At 60.5% G+C, this 17,091-nt stretch carries 11 protein-coding genes; 9 read left to right on the forward strand and 2 right to left on the reverse strand.

The annotated features are described in order from the left end of the window. Positions 1–7 precede the first annotated feature (7 nt). From MUU53_RS06690 to MUU53_RS06730, 9 genes are all read left to right on the forward strand, one after another. Positions 8–424, forward strand: coding sequence for a hypothetical protein (locus MUU53_RS06690; RefSeq protein WP_247260208.1), 417 nt, complete (start codon positions 8–10; stop codon positions 422–424). A 189-nt stretch (positions 425–613) separates the two neighbouring features. After that, positions 614–1,732 (forward strand): c-type cytochrome biogenesis protein CcmI, encoded by a 1,119-nt coding sequence (gene ccmI, locus MUU53_RS06695; protein ID WP_247260209.1) that lies wholly within the window; start codon positions 614–616, stop codon positions 1,730–1,732. After that, positions 1,729–2,205 carry a cytochrome c maturation protein CcmE gene (ccmE, locus tag MUU53_RS06700; RefSeq protein WP_062552812.1) on the forward strand — a complete coding sequence of 159 codons (477 nt, stop codon included), beginning with the start codon at positions 1,729–1,731 and terminating at the stop codon, positions 2,203–2,205. Before ccmI ends, ccmE begins: the two co-directional genes overlap by 4 nt. Continuing rightward, positions 2,202–4,199 (forward strand): heme lyase CcmF/NrfE family subunit, encoded by a 1,998-nt coding sequence (locus MUU53_RS06705; RefSeq protein ID WP_247260210.1) that lies wholly within the window; start codon positions 2,202–2,204, stop codon positions 4,197–4,199. Before ccmE ends, MUU53_RS06705 begins: the two co-directional genes overlap by 4 nt. A 164-nt stretch (positions 4,200–4,363) precedes the next feature. Further along, positions 4,364–4,810 carry a cytochrome c-type biogenesis protein gene (locus MUU53_RS06710; RefSeq protein WP_377307103.1) on the forward strand — a complete coding sequence of 149 codons (447 nt, stop codon included), beginning with the start codon at positions 4,364–4,366 and terminating at the stop codon, positions 4,808–4,810. Between the two features lie 144 nt (positions 4,811–4,954). Continuing rightward, the gene (locus MUU53_RS06715; protein WP_247260212.1) at positions 4,955–6,502 is read left to right on the forward strand and encodes a Do family serine endopeptidase; all 1,548 of its coding nucleotides are present in this window, start codon (positions 4,955–4,957) and stop codon (positions 6,500–6,502) included. Between the two features lie 95 nt (positions 6,503–6,597). Next, complete coding sequence (locus tag MUU53_RS06720) at positions 6,598–7,335, forward strand: response regulator transcription factor (RefSeq protein WP_062553221.1); 738 nt, start codon at positions 6,598–6,600, stop codon at positions 7,333–7,335. A 2-nt stretch (positions 7,336–7,337) separates the two neighbouring features. Beyond that, on the forward strand, positions 7,338–8,753 hold the full coding sequence (locus MUU53_RS06725) for a sensor histidine kinase (RefSeq protein WP_247260213.1): 1,416 nt from the start codon (positions 7,338–7,340) through the stop codon (positions 8,751–8,753). A 102-nt stretch (positions 8,754–8,855) separates the two neighbouring features. Then, a complete protein-coding gene (locus tag MUU53_RS06730) occupies positions 8,856–11,834 on the forward strand; it encodes a bifunctional [glutamine synthetase] adenylyltransferase/[glutamine synthetase]-adenylyl-L-tyrosine phosphorylase (RefSeq protein WP_247260244.1) in 2,979 nt (992 codons plus the stop codon). Here the strand turns inward: MUU53_RS06730 and MUU53_RS06735 are convergent. Together MUU53_RS06735 and pepN are read right to left on the reverse strand one after the other, a co-directional pair. Next, a complete protein-coding gene (locus MUU53_RS06735; RefSeq protein ID WP_247260214.1) occupies positions 11,764–14,115 on the reverse strand; it encodes a PAS domain-containing sensor histidine kinase in 2,352 nt (783 codons plus the stop codon). The genes MUU53_RS06730 and MUU53_RS06735 overlap by 71 nt on opposite strands. Positions 14,116–14,277: 162 nt before the next feature. Further along, a complete protein-coding gene (gene pepN / locus MUU53_RS06740) occupies positions 14,278–16,929 on the reverse strand; it encodes an aminopeptidase N (protein ID WP_247260245.1) in 2,652 nt (883 codons plus the stop codon). Positions 16,930–17,091 lie beyond the last annotated feature (162 nt).

Below are 17,091 nucleotides of genomic sequence, written 5' to 3' on the forward strand. Positions count from 1 at the left end.
GAGTAGAATGGAAGTCCGCGCTGTGAAATTCGTCGTTTGGCCTGTTATTGCTGCAAGCCTGCTTTCGGCCTGCACATCGACTGGCAGCAATCGTGGCGGGCTCTTTGCCAAGGCTCCGCCAAACAATTTCATCGTGGCGCTTCAGGGCGGTATCGTCAGCCGTGCCGGGACCCAGCTCAGTGAAAGCGACCGACAAAGGGCGCTGGAAGCGGAATATCGCGCGCTGGAGTTTTCCGAGGTCGGACAAGCGACTGAATGGAAGGGCCGCAATATCAGCGGCGAGGTGGTGGCAGCAGCGCCCTATCAGGTGGGTTCACAGAACTGCCGCAGCTACACCCACACGCTGACGATCAACGAACGCGAGCTGAAGGCGCGCGGCACGGCCTGCCGCAATGCCGATGGAGCCTGGACTCCGCTGAGCTGAGTGGCCTCGGCTCCCTCATTGAACCAATTCTGTTTCGCGCCCTTGCTTGACGCAAATCAAGGCCCGTGTCAGGCAGTCCGTCCATAGGAGAGAGGAGACTGTTCACGAACTTGCGGCCAAACGCCTCAAATTCGTGTCATCGTCCCCGATCCGATTGGAATAGTGGTGCGCTTGACGTAATTGGCTTCAATGATTTTCTGGATTCTTATCGCAGTACTGACGGCTGGAGTGGCAGGTCTTCTGATCGCGCCGCTGATGAAGCCAAGGCCGCAACCGACAACGGCCCGTGAAGACGAGGCTGCGGTCTACCGTGACCAGATGAAGGAGATCGATCGCGATCTCGCGCTCGGTCTTCTCGGCGAGAAGGAGGCCGACTACGCGCGGGCCGAAATCGGACGCCGTTTGCTGGCCGCCACCGACGCGCCGCAGCGGGGCCTGACGCCCGCGGCTTTGCCGCGCCCGCATCGCATCACCACGCTGCTGGTCATTCTCTGTCCGCCTATCGTGGGACTTGCAGGCTATCTGATGCTGGGAAGCCCCGGCATGCCCGACCAGCCGCTGGCGGCACGCCTTGCCAATCCGGGTAACAATATCGAACTTCTGATCGCCAAGGCCGAACGGCATCTGGCCCAGAACCCCAATGACGGAGCCGGTTGGGATCTGCTGGCGCCGATCTACATGCGATCCGGCCGCTTTGCCGATGCGGATCAGGCGTTTCGCAACTCGATCCGTATTCTGGGCGCGACACCGCAACGACTGGCGGGCCTGGGCGAAACCATGGTCGCCGCCAATCAGGGCATCGTGACCGACGAGGCACGCGGCTTCTTCGAGAAGGCTGTGGAGCTGGAACCCGGCAATATGCGCTCGCGCTTCTATGTGGCACTTGGGCTGGAGCAGGCGGGCCGCAAGCCGGAAGCGCTGGCCGCGTTCAATGCCATCAAGCGCGACTCGCCTCCCGGCGCCGCATGGGAAAGCCTCGTGAACCAGCACATTGCCGCCAATAGCGAGAATGCGCCCGGGAATCCGAGCGCTGCCGATGTTGCCGCCGCCCAGAACCTTTCCGGGCAGGACCGGCAGGCAATGATTGCGGGCATGGTGGAAAGCCTTGCCGAGCGGCTGAAGTCTGACCCGAAAAACATCGAGGGCTGGCTGCGGCTGGTGCGCTCCTACATGGTGCTGGGCCGCGAGCAGGACGCCCGCAATGCTCTCCAGACAGGGCTGAAGACATTTCCAGCCGAAACGGACGAGGGTCAGCGGCTTGTGGCGCTGGCGCGTGAGATTGGACTGGGCGAGGGGATCGTGCAATGACGCGCAAACAGAAACGCATGGCGGTGATTGCTGGCGGCATGAGCTTCATCCTGATTGCCGTGCTGCTCGTGATGTTCGCCTTCAGCCAGTCGGTCGCCTATTTCTTCATGCCGAGCGATCTTGCCAAGAACGAGGTATCGCCGGGAACGCGCATCCGTCTGGGGGGGCTGGTCGAGGCTGGTTCCGTTCAGCGTGGGGCCGGATCGACCGTGAGCTTCAAGGTGACCGATGGCTCGGCGAGCGTACCTGTGAGCTATACCGGAATTCTGCCGGACCTGTTCCGCGAGGGCCAGGGCGTGGTGACCGAAGGCGTGTTCACGTCTTCCCGTGCCTTCGTTGCAGATTCGGTGCTGGCCAAGCATGATGAAAACTACATGCCGAAGGAAGTGGCGGATCGCCTGAAAGCGGACGGCGTCTGGAAGGAAGGCGAAGGCAGCCCGACCACCGGCGCCAAGGGGAGTGTGACGCGATGATTGTCGAGATCGGCCATTATGCGCTGGTTCTGGCGCTTGCGATTGCCTTGATCGTCTCCATCGCGCCTCTTGTGGGTGCGCGGCGAAACGATGCGGCGCTGATGGCGCTGGCACCCTCCGGCTCCATCATCCTCTTTGGCATGGTGACGCTCTCATTTCTGGCGCTGACCTGGGCCTATGCGGTTTCCGATTTTTCGGTGCGCAATGTCTGGGAAAACTCCCATTCGCTGATGCCCATGGTTTACAAGCTTTCCGGTGTCTGGGGGAACCACGAAGGTTCCATGATGCTGTGGCTGCTGATTCTGACGCTGTTCAGCGCACTCGTTGCATTCTTCGGGCGCAACCTGCCGGAGACATTGCGGGCCAACGTGCTGGCCGTGCAGGCCTGGGTGGCGGTCGCCTTCCTGCTGTTCATTCTGCTGACCTCCAACCCCTTCATCCGCCTGATGCCGGCACCCGCCGAAGGGCAGGATCTGAACCCTATTCTGCAGGATCCCGGTCTCGCAGTGCATCCGCCGTTGCTCTATCTCGGCTATGTCGGCTTCTCCGTCTGCTTCTCCTTTGCGGTGGCGGCCCTCATCGAGGGGCGTATCGATGCGGCATGGGCGCGCTGGGTTCGCCCCTGGACGCTGGCCGCCTGGACCTTCCTGACGGCTGGCATCGCTATGGGGTCCTACTGGGCCTATTACGAGCTTGGCTGGGGCGGCTGGTGGTTCTGGGATCCGGTGGAAAACGCTTCCTTCATGCCGTGGCTTGCGGGAACAGCACTTCTGCACTCGGCGCTGGTGATGGAAAAGCGCGAGGCGCTGAAGATCTGGACCGTGCTTCTGGCGATCATCACCTTCTCGCTGTCGCTGCTCGGAACCTTCCTCGTCCGCTCCGGCGTTCTCACATCCGTGCATGCCTTCGCGACAGACCCGACGCGCGGCACCTTCATTCTGGCCATCCTTTCGATCTTCGTCGGCGGAGCTTTTGCACTGTTTGCCTGGCGCGCACCGCAGTTGAAAAGCGGCGGCATCTTTGCGCCAATTTCCCGCGAAGGCGCCCTGGTTCTCAACAATCTGATCCTGACGGTATCCACCGCGACGGTGCTGACCGGCACGCTTTATCCGCTGGTTCTGGAGACGCTGACGGGTGAGAAGATTTCCGTCGGCGCGCCTTTCTTCAACCTGACCTTCGGCCTGTTGATGATTCCGCTTCTGCTGATCGTGCCCATGGGGCCGCTTCTGGCCTGGAAACGGGGGGATCTTCTGGGCGCGATGCAGCGGCTCTATCTCGTTGCGGGGCTGGCGCTGGTTGTAGGGCTCGGGCTCTACTACGTGGAAAATGGCGGCCCAGTTCTGGCCTTCCTCGGTCTGGCGCTCGGCATCTATCTTATTCTCGGTTCGCTGGTCGACCTCTGGTACCGCGCCAACTTCGGCAAGCTGGCTTTTTCCATTGCATTTGCCCGGTTGAAGGGGCTTCCACGCTCTGCCTTCGGAACGGCGCTGGCGCATATGGGCCTTGGCGTTACCGTGCTGGGCATCGTGGCAGTGACGGCTTTCGAGACCGAGCATGTGCTGGAAATGAAGCAGGGCATGACAGCGGATGCAGGCGGCTATACGCTCGTATTCGATGGCATGAAGGAAGCGGTCGGTCCGAACTTTACCGAAGAGCGAGCGCATTTCACGATCAGCAAGGCGGGCGTTGCCGTTGCCGACGTCTGGTCTTCGAAGCGCATCTACACCGCACGCCGCATGCCGACGACGGAAGCCGGTATCGTCAGCTTCGGTCTCAGCCAGCTTTATGTGTCGCTGGGCGACCCGATGGCCGATGGCGGCATCGTGGTGCGTATCTGGTGGAAGCCGTTCATTCTGTGCATCTGGCTTGGTGGCTTGATCATGATGATTGGCGGCTTTGTTTCGCTCTCTGACCGCCGCCTGCGCGTTGGTGCGCCGAGCCGCAGAGCAAAGGCAGCAAAGCCGGCCAAGCCCGCCATGGAGGCTGCGGAATGAGCAAGCGGTCTCGCTGGTCAACCCCTCCCCAACCCCTCCCCACAAGGGGGAGGGGCTTAACTTGCCGCACTCTCGCAGCCCAAATCTGGCGGAGACGCAGCCGCGAGTCTTCTCCCCCCTTGTGGGGGAGATGGCCGGCAGGCCAGAGGGGGCTCTTTGCGCTACTGATCCTTCTGCTCCTCGCTCCCCTGCCAGCCTACGCCGTCAATCCCGATGAGGTTCTGAAGGACCCGAAGCTGGAGCAGCGCGCCCGTGACCTGTCCGCTCAGCTTCGCTGCATGGTCTGCCAGAACCAGTCCATCGACGATTCGAACGCCGAGCTTGCCAAGGACCTGCGCGTCCTGGTGCGCGAGCGAATCACGGCGGGTGACAGTGACGAGCAGGTGATCAACTATCTCGTGTCGCGCTACGGTGAATTCGTGCTGCTGAAGCCGCGGCTGAGCGCCCAGACGATCGCACTTTGGGCAACGCCTGTTGTTCTGTTCATCATCGGCGGAGTGGCTGTCTACCGGCTGTCTCGTCGCTCCCGTCCCGCGACGGGTGCCGAGAAGGCCCTGACGGCGGAAGAGCAGGCTCGGCTGGCGGAACTGCTGCGCAAGGAAGAGGGCTGAGCGGCGCTAACCCGCTCTCCGCAACATTACAAACATTTCACCCGTCGGACACGTGCAGTTAAGGTCGCGGCACCTATATCTTCTGTCATCCACCGCCGCCGGACCTCCGGCAAACAGTCTGAATGAAGATAAAGGTATCGAACCATGAGCAAGATCGGACGCCCCTCCCTGAAGACCATTCTCAAGGGAACCACTGTGGCGGGCCTCGCAGCCGTAATGCTTTCGACCGGCATTCCCGCGCAGATCTATCAATCCTATGCTGAGCCGGTGACAGTTGCCTCGCCGCAGGTTCCAAGTTTCGCAGACGTCGTTTCCGCCGTATCGCCCGCCGTTGTTTCTGTCCGTGTAAAATCCGATACGACGCCAGCCTCTGACGATGCGAGCAACGGCTTCTCCTTCGGAGGGCGCGGCTTTGATGAACTTCCGGACGATCATCCACTGAAGCGCTTCTTCCGTGAATTTGGCGGCCAGATGCCGAACGGACGGAACCAAGAGCACGCCGAGCGCAATAACCGTAACCGCCAGCATTACATGCGTCCTGTCTCACAGGGCTCCGGCTTTTTCATCTCGGAAGACGGCTATCTCGTCACCAACAATCACGTCGTGGCTGACGGTTCGGCCTATACGGTTGTCATGAACGACGGGACCGAACTCGATGCGAAACTGATCGGCAAGGATAGCCGCACGGATCTCGCTGTCCTGAAGGTCGATACCAAACGCAAGTTTACCTATGTGAAGTTTGCCGATGACGCGAAAATTCGCGTTGGCGACTGGGTCGTTGCTGTCGGTAACCCCTTCGGTCTCGGTGGCACAGTCACGGCCGGTATTGTCTCTGCCCGCGGCCGTGATATCGGTTCCGGTCCCTATGACGACTTCATCCAGATCGATGCGCCGGTCAACCGCGGTAACTCCGGTGGCCCGACCTTCAACCAGAACGGTGAAGTGGTCGGTATCAACACGGCGATTTTCTCGCCCTCCGGCGGCAGCGTCGGCATCGCGTTCGCGATTCCCGCCTCCACAGCAAAGGATGTGGTGGCTGACCTGATGAAGAGCGGCAAGGTGGAGCGCGGCTGGCTTGGTGTCCAGATCCAGCCGGTGACGCAGGAAATCGCGGAATCGCTCGGTCTTGCCGAAGCCAAGGGTGCGCTGGTCGTGTCTCCGCAGAACGGTTCTCCGGGCGCCAAGGCTGGCATCAAGCAGGGTGATGTGATCACCGCCGTCAATGGCGAGCCGATCAAGGATGCCCGTGACCTGGCCAAGAAGGTTGCAGCCATCGGCCCGAACAAGAAGGTGGATGTTTCCATCTGGCGCGGCGGCAAGGCGCAATCCGTTGAAGTGACGCTCGGCAATCTCGCAAGCGACGAAGCCTCCAAGGCCGAAACGCAGCAGAGCCAGCAGCAGGCGCAGCCTTCGAGCGAAAAGGCGCTGGCCAACCTTGGCATCACTGTCGGCCCTTCCGATGATGGCACGGGCGTTGCGGTGACCGATGTCGATCCGGACTCGGAGGCTGCAGCCAAGGGACTGAAGGAAGGTGAGAAGATCACCGCCGTCAACAACCAGCAGGTCGCAACGGCAGCCGACATTACCAAGGCCATCGCCGCCGCCCGCAAGGATGGCCGTACCCGGGCGCTGTTCCAGATCGAATCGCAGAGCGGCAGCCGCTTCATCGCGCTTCCGATCAACGAAGGCTGATAGCTCGGCAAGGGTCCATTCTTGGGCACCGAGCCAGCGATGGTTCGGTGCCTTTCTTTTTGATGGAGGCGGATATGCAAACGCAGCAGGAAAGCATGGAGAAGCCCGCTGAAACCCCTTCCACCGGGCAGGGTCGCGAAGCTATTGTCCCGCACATGAAGATTCTTGTGATTGAAGACGATCTCGAAGCCGCCGCTTACATGACCAAGGCCTTTCGCGAGACGGGTATTGTGGTCGATCACGCCAGCGATGGCGAAAGCGGCCTCTTCATGGGTTCGGAAAACGCCTATGACGTGATGGTCATCGACCGCATGTTGCCACGTCGTGACGGGCTTTCCGTGATCAGTGAATTGCGCAAGCGCGGCATCAATACGCCCGTTCTCATTCTCTCCGCGCTTGGACAGGTGGACGACCGCGTGACGGGCCTGCGGGCGGGCGGCGATGATTACCTGCCCAAACCCTATGCCTTCAGCGAGCTTCTGGCGCGCGTGGAAGTGCTGGGTCGGCGAAAAGGTACGCCCGAGCAGGAGATGACCTACCGTGTCGGCGATCTCGAGCTTGACCGGCTTTCCCATGAGGTTCGCCGCCAGGGCAAGGAGATCCTCCTTCAGCCGCGCGAGTTTCGGTTGCTGGAATATCTCATGAAGAATGCCGGTCAGGTTGTGACCCGGACGATGCTTCTGGAGAATGTCTGGGACTATCATTTCGATCCGCAGACGAATGTCATCGACGTGCATGTTTCGCGCCTGCGCTCGAAGATCGAGAAGGATTTTGACAAGCCGCTGCTGAAGACCATTCGCGGTGCCGGTTACATGATCAAGGACGAAGCTTGAGCATGAGCCGCCTTCGCCTGCTGTTTCGCTCGACCAGCGTTCGGCTGTCGGCGCTCTACATCATCCTGTTCTCGCTCTGCGCTGCTTTTCTGGTCGTCTATGTGACGGCAATGTCAGAGCGAATTCTGACGCAGCAGGTTCGAGAGAGCATCAATCAGGAAGCCGCAGATATTCGTGCCGCCTATGATCGCGGCGGCATCAACCTGCTACTGAGGACCATGGAGCGGCGTGCACGGCAACCGGGCGCCAACCTCTATGTCATTGCCAGCCCGACCGGCGAAATGCTGGCCGGGAACGTGGCTTCCGTCGAGCCGGGCGTTCTGGATCAAGAGGGCTGGACGCGGATGCCGTTCCGCTACGAGCCCTTTACGGAGCAGGGGCCGCCGCGTCCGCATGTTGCGACGGCGAATGTATTTTTCCTCGACAACGGCCTGCGGGTGATGGTGGGACGCGACCTGGGCGAACCGGGGCGTTTCCGAGGCATTGTGCGCCGCGCGCTGATGGTGGCGCTGGCCATCATGGGTCTCGGTGCACTGGTGATCTGGTTCGGCATCGGGCGAAACGCCCTGCGGCGCATCGATCGCATGTCGGCAGCAAGCACTAAGATCATGGCGGGCGATCTGTCACAACGGCTGCCGGTCGGCGTTTCTGGCGACGAATTCGACCGGCTTTCCGAGTCTCTCAACGCCATGCTCGAGCGCATCGAGAAGCTGAATGAGGGGCTGCGACAGGTTTCCGACAATATCGCCCACGATCTGAAGACGCCTTTGACGCGGCTGCGCAACAAGGCAGCCGACGCGCTGGATGAGGATGACGGAGAGGTTCGGCGTGTGGCGCTGGAAGGCATCATCAGCGAGTCAGACCAGCTGATCCGGACGTTCAACGCGCTTCTGATGATCTCCCGGGTTGAGGCCGGTTCGATTGCAGCCGAAATGACGCCGGTGGACATCTCCGCCATCTGCGCCGATTCCGCCGAGCTTTACGAGCCGGTTGCGGAAGAGGCCGGACTTTCGCTGGTGACTGAAATCGAGCCCGGCCTGGCTGTGCAGGGAAACCGGGAGCTTATCGGGCAGGCAATGTTCAACCTGCTCGACAATGCCATCAAATATGCGGCCGAAGGCGAGCAGGACCGCCCGATCCTGATGCGTCTGAAGCGACAGGGCGAGGAATTGCATCTATCCGTCTGCGATCACGGGCCGGGCGTGCCGGAGGACAAACGCTCCGAGGTGGTGAAGCGCTTCGTGCGGCTGGACGAGAGCCGCTCAAAGCCGGGAACCGGTCTTGGCCTATCGCTCGTTGAGGCGGTCATGGAACTGCATGGCGGGCGTCTGGAACTGTCACAGACCAATGCCGGGGCAGATGTCCATCCGGGTCTGACCGCGACCATGGTATTTCCGGCTTCAGCGCGAAGCATGTAGCCTATTTATGCAGCATATGCCTCTTTTGTGGTGAGAGCGGGCTGACAGATTGCTATCCCCGCGCTACAGCCTGAACATGTGCGGCAGAATTGGGAGGTTCGTATCGTGGCTGAGCAGGTACACTCTCTGGGCGAGCTTCGCGACAACCCCTTGCGCGCCTTCAACCAGACGGAGGCGAGGGCTGCCAATGCGGTTCTGAAAGAGATCGCCGGACAGGAGCCCGTTGTCGCCGAGATGCTGAAGGATGGCGGCGTACTGAAGGAATTCCTGGCCGCCGCACTTTCGCTTTCTCCCTACCTGCGTGAGAGCCTTTCCATCCGTCCCGCGATGCTGGCGCGCTACCTGTCTGCACCGGTAGAACAGCTGCTGGCGCAATCCGTGGAGGCCGCGCGGCAAAGTTGGGAACCGCGTTCCGATGGATCCATGCCCACAGAAGCCGAAGTGATGACGGCGCTCCGAAATGCCAAGAGGGAGGTCAGTGTTCTTTTGGCGCTGGCCGATCTGGCGCGTCTGCACGATGCAACACAGACGACCCGCTGGCTGACAAGGCTGGCGGATGTGGCCGTCGCCGCATCGATTGATCATCTGTTGGTGACGGCGCACCACGCAAGCAAGATGACCTTGAACGATCCCGCACGACCCAGTGAAGGGTCCGGGCTGATCGTGCTCGGCATGGGCAAGCATGGTGCGGAGGAGCTGAATTACTCGTCAGACATCGATCTGGTTGTCTTCTATGACCCGGAAAGCGGCATCCTGCCGGACCCGCTGGAGGCGAGCGAGCTTTACGGTCGCATGATGCGCCGGATGATCCGCATGCTGCAGGAACGCACGGGCGATGGCTATGTGTTCCGCACCGATTTGCGTCTGCGGCCTGATCCAGGCTCGACCCCACTGGCCGTCTCCGTCGAGGCAGCGCTCGTCTATTACGAAGGGCGGGGGCAGAACTGGGAACGTGCCGCCTACATCAAGGCAAGGCCCATTGCTGGCGACCTTCAGGCAGGCACCGATTTCCTGCGCCAGCTGGTTCCTTTCGTTTTCCGCAAATATCTCGACTACGCAGCGATTGCCGACATTCACTCGATCAAGCGCCAGATCCATGCGCACAAAGGCCACGGCGCCATTGCCGTGAAGGGCCATGACGTAAAGCTCGGTCGCGGTGGCATTCGGGAAATCGAGTTCTTCGTGCAGACCCAGCAGTTGATCGCGGGAGGCCGCATGCCCCCCTTGCGGGCGCGCCGCACTGATGACGCACTTTCCGCTCTTGCCGATGCGCAGTGGATACGGCCCGAGATCGCCATGGAACTCACGGAGGCCTACTGGTTTCTGCGGGATGTGGAACATCGTATCCAGATGGTGCGCGACGAGCAATCGCACCGCTTGCCCGAGGGCGAGGCGGAGCTGAAGCGGATTGCCTTCATGATGGGCTTTGCCGATACCAAGGCGTTTGGCGACAGGCTGGAAGAGATCCTGCGCACCGTGGAGAAACGCTATGCGCGGCTGTTCGAGCAGGAGACAAAGCTTTCCGCCGCCGATGGCAATCTGGTTTTCACCGGCCAGAACGACGATCCGGAAACTCTGAAGACATTGGAGCGAATGGGCTTCGAGCGGCCTGCCGATATGTCCCGCATCATCCGCACCTGGCATTACGGACGATACCGCGCCACGCAATCGGTCGAGGCCCGTGAACGGCTGACGGAACTGATGCCGGAACTGCTGATGGCCTTTGGCAAGAGCAAGCGCGCCGATGAGGCGCTGCTGCGGTTCGATGGCTTTCTCAAAGCGCTGCCAGCCGGTATCCAGCTTTTCTCGCTTCTCGGCAACAATCCCAACCTGTTGAGCCTGGTGGTGACGGTCATGTCGGCGGCACCTCGTCTTGCGGATATCATTGCCGCGAGGCCGCATGTTTTCGATGGCATGCTGGACCCGGGCCTTATGGCCCAGATGCCGACGCGCGATTACCTGCAGGAACGATTGACCACCTTTCTCGGCGGTGCGCGGCACTATGAGGATTTGCTTGACCGACTGCGCATCTTTGCCTCGGAGCAACGCTTTCTGATCGGCATAAGATTGTTGACGGGCAGCATCAGCGGCATTCAGGCGGGGCATGCCTTTACCGATCTTGCTGACCTGATTATCGCCAAGGCGCTGGAGGGCGTGCGCAGCGAGATCCGGCAGGCGCATGGGGACTTTCCGGGCGGGCGGATCGCGGTGGTCGGCATGGGCAAGCTTGCAAGCTTCGAGCTGACCGCCGGTTCCGATGTCGATATCATCCTGCTCTACGACTATGATGACGGCGCCCTCGAGTCGGACGGAGATAAGCCGCTCGATTCCCTCCGCTATTTCACACGCATCACGCAACGGCTGATCGCAGCGCTGTCCGCTCCGACTGCGGAGGGCATCGTTTTCGAGGTGGATCTGCGCCTGCGGCCATCCGGCAACAAGGGGCCGGTTGCAACGCGGATCAATTCCTTCCGCAAATATCAGGAAGAGGAAGCCTGGACCTGGGAGCACATGGCGCTGACGAGAGCACGGCTGATCTGCGGCGACGACAGCCTGATGCGGGAGGCGGATGATGTGATCGCATCGATCCTCAACCGCCCACGGGAGCGTGACAGAATTGCAGCCGATGTGGCCGAGATGCGCGCGCTGATCGAACAGGAAAAGCCGCCACGCGACCAATGGGATCTGAAGCTTATACCCGGCGGCCTGATCGATATAGAGTTTCTGGCGCAGTTTGCCCGGCTGATGAACGGGCAAGCCAGCAGCCTGACCGGTGAGGAGCGTCAATTGACGGGCACCGGCAGAAGCCTGATGCTCTATGCGCAGGACATGATCAGCCGTGACGATCTGGATCTGTGCCTTCAGGCACTCGCCGTCTACACGGAACTTTCGCAGATCATCCGGCTGTGTGTCGGCGGCGAGTTCGACCCGAAGGATGCGCCCGCAGGTCTGATCGAGCGGCTATCCACGGCTGTGGACGCCCCGAACCTCAAACTTGTGGAGGCAGACCTCAAACGGCTGTCGAAGGGCGTGCGATCGGTTTTCCAGTCGACGACGCGCCGCCGTCCCCCGGGATCGTAAGCGCGACGACCGTGCCGTGCTTCATGCGGGAACGGATGCGCATGGAGCCGCCATGGAGCGTGACCAGCGAGCGGGAAATGGCAAGGCCAAGGCCCGAGCCTCCCTTGCTCTTGGCATACTGGCTCTGAACCTGCTCAAACGGCTGGCCGATCTTCCCAAGCGCCGCCTTCGGAATTCCAATCCCCGTATCGGCAATGGTGAGGCGCAGGCCCTTGGCCGTTTCCCGGGCGCGCAGTTCGATCCGTCCGCCTTCGTTGGTGAACTTCACGGCATTGGACAGAAGGTTCAACAGGATCTGCTTCATCGCGCGGCGATCGCCCACCATGCGCAGATCCGGGCTGAGGCGTTGCGTCACGATAATCGATTTTTCCTCAGCCGGGATTGAGGTGAGGCGAAGGCTCTCCTCGATCAGGGGCGCCAGATCAATCGACTCGCAATGGATCTTCATGTGGCCTGCTTCGATCTTCGACATGTCGAGAATGTCGTTGATGACGTTCAGCAGATGCTTGCCACTTTCGTGGATGTCCTTGGCATATTCGCTGTATTTCGGCGAGCCGACCGGGCCGAACATGCCGTTCAACAGGATTTCAGAGAAACCGAGAATCGCGTTCAAGGGTGTGCGCAACTCATGACTCATATTCGCAAGAAATTCGGACTTCGCCTTGTTCGCGGCTTCCGCTCGATCCTTCTCGGCCAGATAGTTGGCATTGGCGACGGACAGCTCTGCCTTCTGGCGCTCCAGCTTTTTCTGGGATGACGAGAGATCGCCGATGGTTGCCATCAGCCGACGCTCGGATTCGCGCAGGCGCCCCTGATGCCGCTTGAGCAGTGTGATGTCGGTACCGACAGACACAAGACCGCCATCACGCGTGCGCCGTTCGTTGATCTGCAGCCAGCGTTCGTCGGCCAGTTGCACTTCGATTGTGCGCGAAAAGCCGTTCTGGTCCGGATCCGCAATCCGCCGCTCCACCACCGGCCGAGAGGCCGCAGCCGTCACGATGGCCTTTTCCGTGCCGGGGACGAGAACATTGTCCGGTAGACCGTATGCCTGTTGGAAGTGCGTGTTGCACATGACCAGACGGTCGTTCTTGTCCCACAGGACAAAGGCTTCCGAGGTGCACTCGATGGCGTCCGCCAGACGCTGATCCGCCTCCGCATAGCGCTGGGCAAGACGGTGCTGTTCCGTCACGTCCATGGCGATGCCGATGACATGAGTCCGACCCATGCCTGTTTTCACCACCTGCGCGCGGGCCCTCATCCAGACGTAATGGCCGGCCGCATGGCGCATGCGGAAAACCTGATCGACCTGTTTTGCATTGCCGCGACCGACCGCGCGGGCAAGCGCAAAGAGATTGCCATCCGCCGGATGCATCATCCGGGCAGCCTCGCTGAAGGAAAGCACATTGCTGCCGGGGGGAAGCCCCAGCATTTCATACATGGAGCGCGACCAGAACAGCTTGCGGTTCGTGAGATCGAAATCCCAGAGACCGCAGCGTCCACGCGAAAGGGCCGTTTCGACGCGCATGTTGGATTCGAGAAAGATCTCGTCGGCTTCGCGGGCACGTTTGGCCTGCACGTAGTAAGCGTAGAGGATGACCAGCATGACCGAGGAAATGCCGGTGAAGAGCGTCACATTCAGTGAGACCTGCTGGCGCCAGTATTGATCGATCTCATCCAGAGAATGACCCGCCACCAGCAATCCGCCGCCGATGCTGCGAATGGCCGCATAATGGGGCGCGCCCTCAAAGGTGGTTTCGATGATGCCATTGCCTCCGCCGAAGCGTCGCAGGGCCACCATTTCCGGCAAAAAGGAATCGAACCGCGCCCCGATGAACGACTTGGCGCTGCCAGTCGCGCTGAAGATCCGACCCGTGCTGTTGACGAGAAGGATGAAGCTCTGCCGATCCAGATCCTGCGGCAGTGTTTTGAGGCGCTGCTCAGCGGCTGCCTGATCGGCGGCAACAAAAATCTCGTCGTGACCCTGTAGGGCGGAGGTGCCGATGGCGGCCAGAAGCGCTGTGGTTTGCCGGGCATCCTCTTCCATCCGGGCACGTTCGGACACGAGACCCATCAGTCGGGAAATGGCAATGACGCTGAGAAAGGCGATGATGAGGACGGGGATTGCGCGTTTCAGCCAGACATCGAGGTTCGGAATGGCCTGCAGACGCTGACCAATGCGCAGCGATCGGTCTCCGATGGCCAGCAGCCACAGCAGCACCCGATCCCAGAATTTGAAAAACAGCCGCCCTTCGGCCGCGGTTTCCCGCTGCACGTCCGCCATCGCTTTGCTTGATCCCTCGTGATTGATTCGCAAATCATGTTGCGATCCGAAGGCAGTGAATCATTGCTGATTCGCCTTGTCCAGATGCGGTTTTAAGAAAAATTTAACCATATTGCGGAAATGGCGCCCCGCGATCCGGCAGGGGCGCCAGACTGGCTGATCTCAGCTGTCTTTCAGCATCCGCTCGATAAGATCCCGAACATCGGTCGAGAGCTTTGGCGCGCGATCGATTTCCAGCAGTGCCGCACGTGCATGGTCGGCGCGGCTGGCATCCAGCGCCCGCCAGGAGCGCATGGCCGTCAGCAGTCTCGCAGCAAGCTGCGGATTGCGCGGATCGATCTGCGTGACCTGAGCGCCAAGCAAACGGTATCCTTCGCCATCGGCGCGGTTGAAGGCGGTCGGATTTGCAAATGCCAGCGAGCCGACCAGCGAACGAACTCGGTTCGGGTTCGTCGCAACGTAGAGCGGATGCTCCATCAGGGCGTTGACACGGTTCAGCGTATCTCCGCCCGGAATGGTGGCCTGCAGTGCAAACCACTTGTCCAGAACAAGCGGGTTGTTCTCGAAACGTTTGACGAAGGTTGCCAGCGCTTCTGCCGTTGCCGCATCCTCCGGGAAGCGGTGCGCCAGAACCGTCAGGGCCTGAACCATATCGGTCATGTTGTCCGCATCCGCGAAGGCCTTGGCGGCCCGCTCGGTGCCGCCCGTGACATAGGCTAGATAGCCGAGCGCGCTGTTGCGCAGTGCCCGTTTGCCAGCGCTTGCCGCATCAGGGCTGAAGGCGCCTTCCGGCTTCATCGTGTTGAACAGTCTTTCGAAAACAGACTGGCCGCTTTCGGCAATGGCCTTCAGGATAGCCTGACGGCCCTTATGGATGGCGTCAGGATCAATGTTGCTGCCAAGCTCACGGGCAATGTCTGCCTCGCTGGGAAGAGCGAGCGCCTGAGCACGGAAAGCCGGCTCGAGTGCTTCATCGGCTGCCGCTTCCAGCAAGGTGGAGATGAAAACCGGATCGCAGCTGATGGCCTTGCCCTCACGCGCATCCTTGGCCGCCTGCAGGAGGTTGGGGAGCGCCAGATCCGTCAGCGCCTGCCAACGGGCAAACAGGTCCGTATCGTGGCGGGCAATGCGCACCAGATCCTCGGTGCTTTGCTTGAAATCGAGATTGATCGGAGCAGAGAAGCTGCGGTTCAGCGAAAGCACCGGACGTGTCGGTACATTTTCGAAAACGAAGACCTGGGCCTTTTCCGTCAGGTGCAGAACATCGCCCGTGACCTGACCGCCGCTGACCTTGGGTGCATCAAGCAGGGCGCCATTGTCCTGAATGAGGGCATAGGACAGCGGGATATGCATCGGCTGCTTGGTGGATTGCCCCGGCGTGGCCGGGATCATCTGCTCCAGAGAGAGCGTGAAGGTCTTGGCCACCGCATCATAGATGCCGGATGCCGTCACCAGTGGCGTTCCCGCCTGATGGTACCAGAGCGAGAACTGCTTGAGATCGACGCTGTTGGCATCTTCGAAGGATTTCACGAAATCCTCGACCGTCGCCGCCTCGCCATCGTGACGCTCGAAATAGAGGTCCATCCCCTTCTTGAAGCCATCCTTGCCAAGAATCGTCGCGATCATCCTCGTGACTTCGGAGCCCTTCTCGTAGACGGTCGTCGTGTAGAAGTTGTTGATCTCGCGATAGGCTGTCGGACGCACCGGATGCGCCAGCGGGCCGCCATCTTCCTGGAACTGTTCGGCCTTCAGATGGCGCACTTCGGCAATCCGCTTGACTGCCCGCGAGCGCTGATCGGCGGAGAACTCGTGATCGCGATAGACGGTCAGGCCTTCCTTCAGGCACAGCTGGAACCAGTCGCGGCAGGTAATGCGGTTGCCCGTCCAGTTGTGGAAGTATTCGTGGGCAATGATGGCTTCGATATTGGCGTAGTCCTGGTCCGTTGCCGTTTCGGGATCTGCCAGAACATACTTGTCGTTGAAGACGTTGAGGCCCTTGTTCTCCATGGCCCCCATGTTGAAATCCGATACGGCGACAATCATGAAGATGTTGAGGTCGTATTCGCGACCAAAGACTTCCTCGTCCCACTTCATCGACCGCTTCAGCGCATCCATGGCATAGGCTGCGCGATCTTCCTTGCCGTGTTCGACATAGATCTTCAGCGCGACCTCGCGTTCCGACATCGTGATGAAGGTGTCTTCCACGACACCGAGATCACCGGCGACGAGCGCAAACAGGTAGCTTGGCTTGGGGAAGGGGTCGAACCAGGCGGCGAAATGCCGGCCTTCGTCGTAATTGCCGCCGCCCAGGAAATTGCCGTTCGATAGCAGAACCGGATTGGCTGCCTTGTCGGCAATGATGGTCACCGTATAGGGCGCCAGTACGTCCGGACGGTCCGGGAAATAGGTGATGCGACGGAAACCTTCCGCCTCGCACTGCGTGCAATATACGCCATTGGTGCGGTAGAGACCCATCAACTGGGTGTTGGCTTCCGGATTGATGGTCGTGATGACCGTCACTTCGAACGGTTCGCTTCCCGGCAGGTCGCGGATCACCAGCTGATCGGGAGAAAGATCGTACTGGCTGGCAGGCATCTCGTTCTGGTCGAGACGCAGTTCGGTGAGAACAAGTTCGTCACCATCCAGAACCAGAGGCGCCGATGCGTCCACGCCCTCACGCCGATGGAAGATGAGCCGGGATTCCAGGCGCGTTGCCTGCGGATCAAGTTCAAAGGTCAGATCGACGCGTTCCAGGACGAAATCGGTGGGGCGATAATCTGCCAGATGTACGATCTGACCCGTGTCTGTACGCAGCATGTTGCTTCCTGAAATGGAATGACCGATCGGTTTTGACGAGCTCTACTTGCCCAGTTTCGCGGCACTATTGCATCCAAAACTGAACGATTGCTAAAGCGGTCCCAAATAAAAACACTAATCACTCAACGCGTCTGCTAACACCTGCGTGTGATTTCCGAA

This window comes from Affinirhizobium lemnae (genome assembly GCF_022968395.1).
GTDB lineage: Bacteria > Pseudomonadota > Alphaproteobacteria > Rhizobiales > Rhizobiaceae > Neorhizobium > Neorhizobium lemnae.

Coding starts and splice junctions, on each gene's coding strand:
- MUU53_RS06690 (WP_247260208.1), top strand. CDS start 8: ATGGAAGTCCGCGCTGTGAAATTCGTCGTTTGGCCTGTTATTGCTGCA.
- ccmI (WP_247260209.1), top strand. CDS start 614: ATGATTTTCTGGATTCTTATCGCAGTACTGACGGCTGGAGTGGCAGGT.
- ccmE (WP_062552812.1), top strand. CDS start 1,729: ATGACGCGCAAACAGAAACGCATGGCGGTGATTGCTGGCGGCATGAGC.
- MUU53_RS06705 (WP_247260210.1), top strand. CDS start 2,202: ATGATTGTCGAGATCGGCCATTATGCGCTGGTTCTGGCGCTTGCGATT.
- MUU53_RS06715 (WP_247260212.1), top strand. CDS start 4,955: ATGAGCAAGATCGGACGCCCCTCCCTGAAGACCATTCTCAAGGGAACC.
- MUU53_RS06720 (WP_062553221.1), top strand. CDS start 6,598: ATGGAGAAGCCCGCTGAAACCCCTTCCACCGGGCAGGGTCGCGAAGCT.
- MUU53_RS06725 (WP_247260213.1), top strand. CDS start 7,338: ATGAGCCGCCTTCGCCTGCTGTTTCGCTCGACCAGCGTTCGGCTGTCG.
- MUU53_RS06735 (WP_247260214.1), bottom strand. CDS start 14,115: ATGGCGGACGTGCAGCGGGAAACCGCGGCCGAAGGGCGGCTGTTTTTC.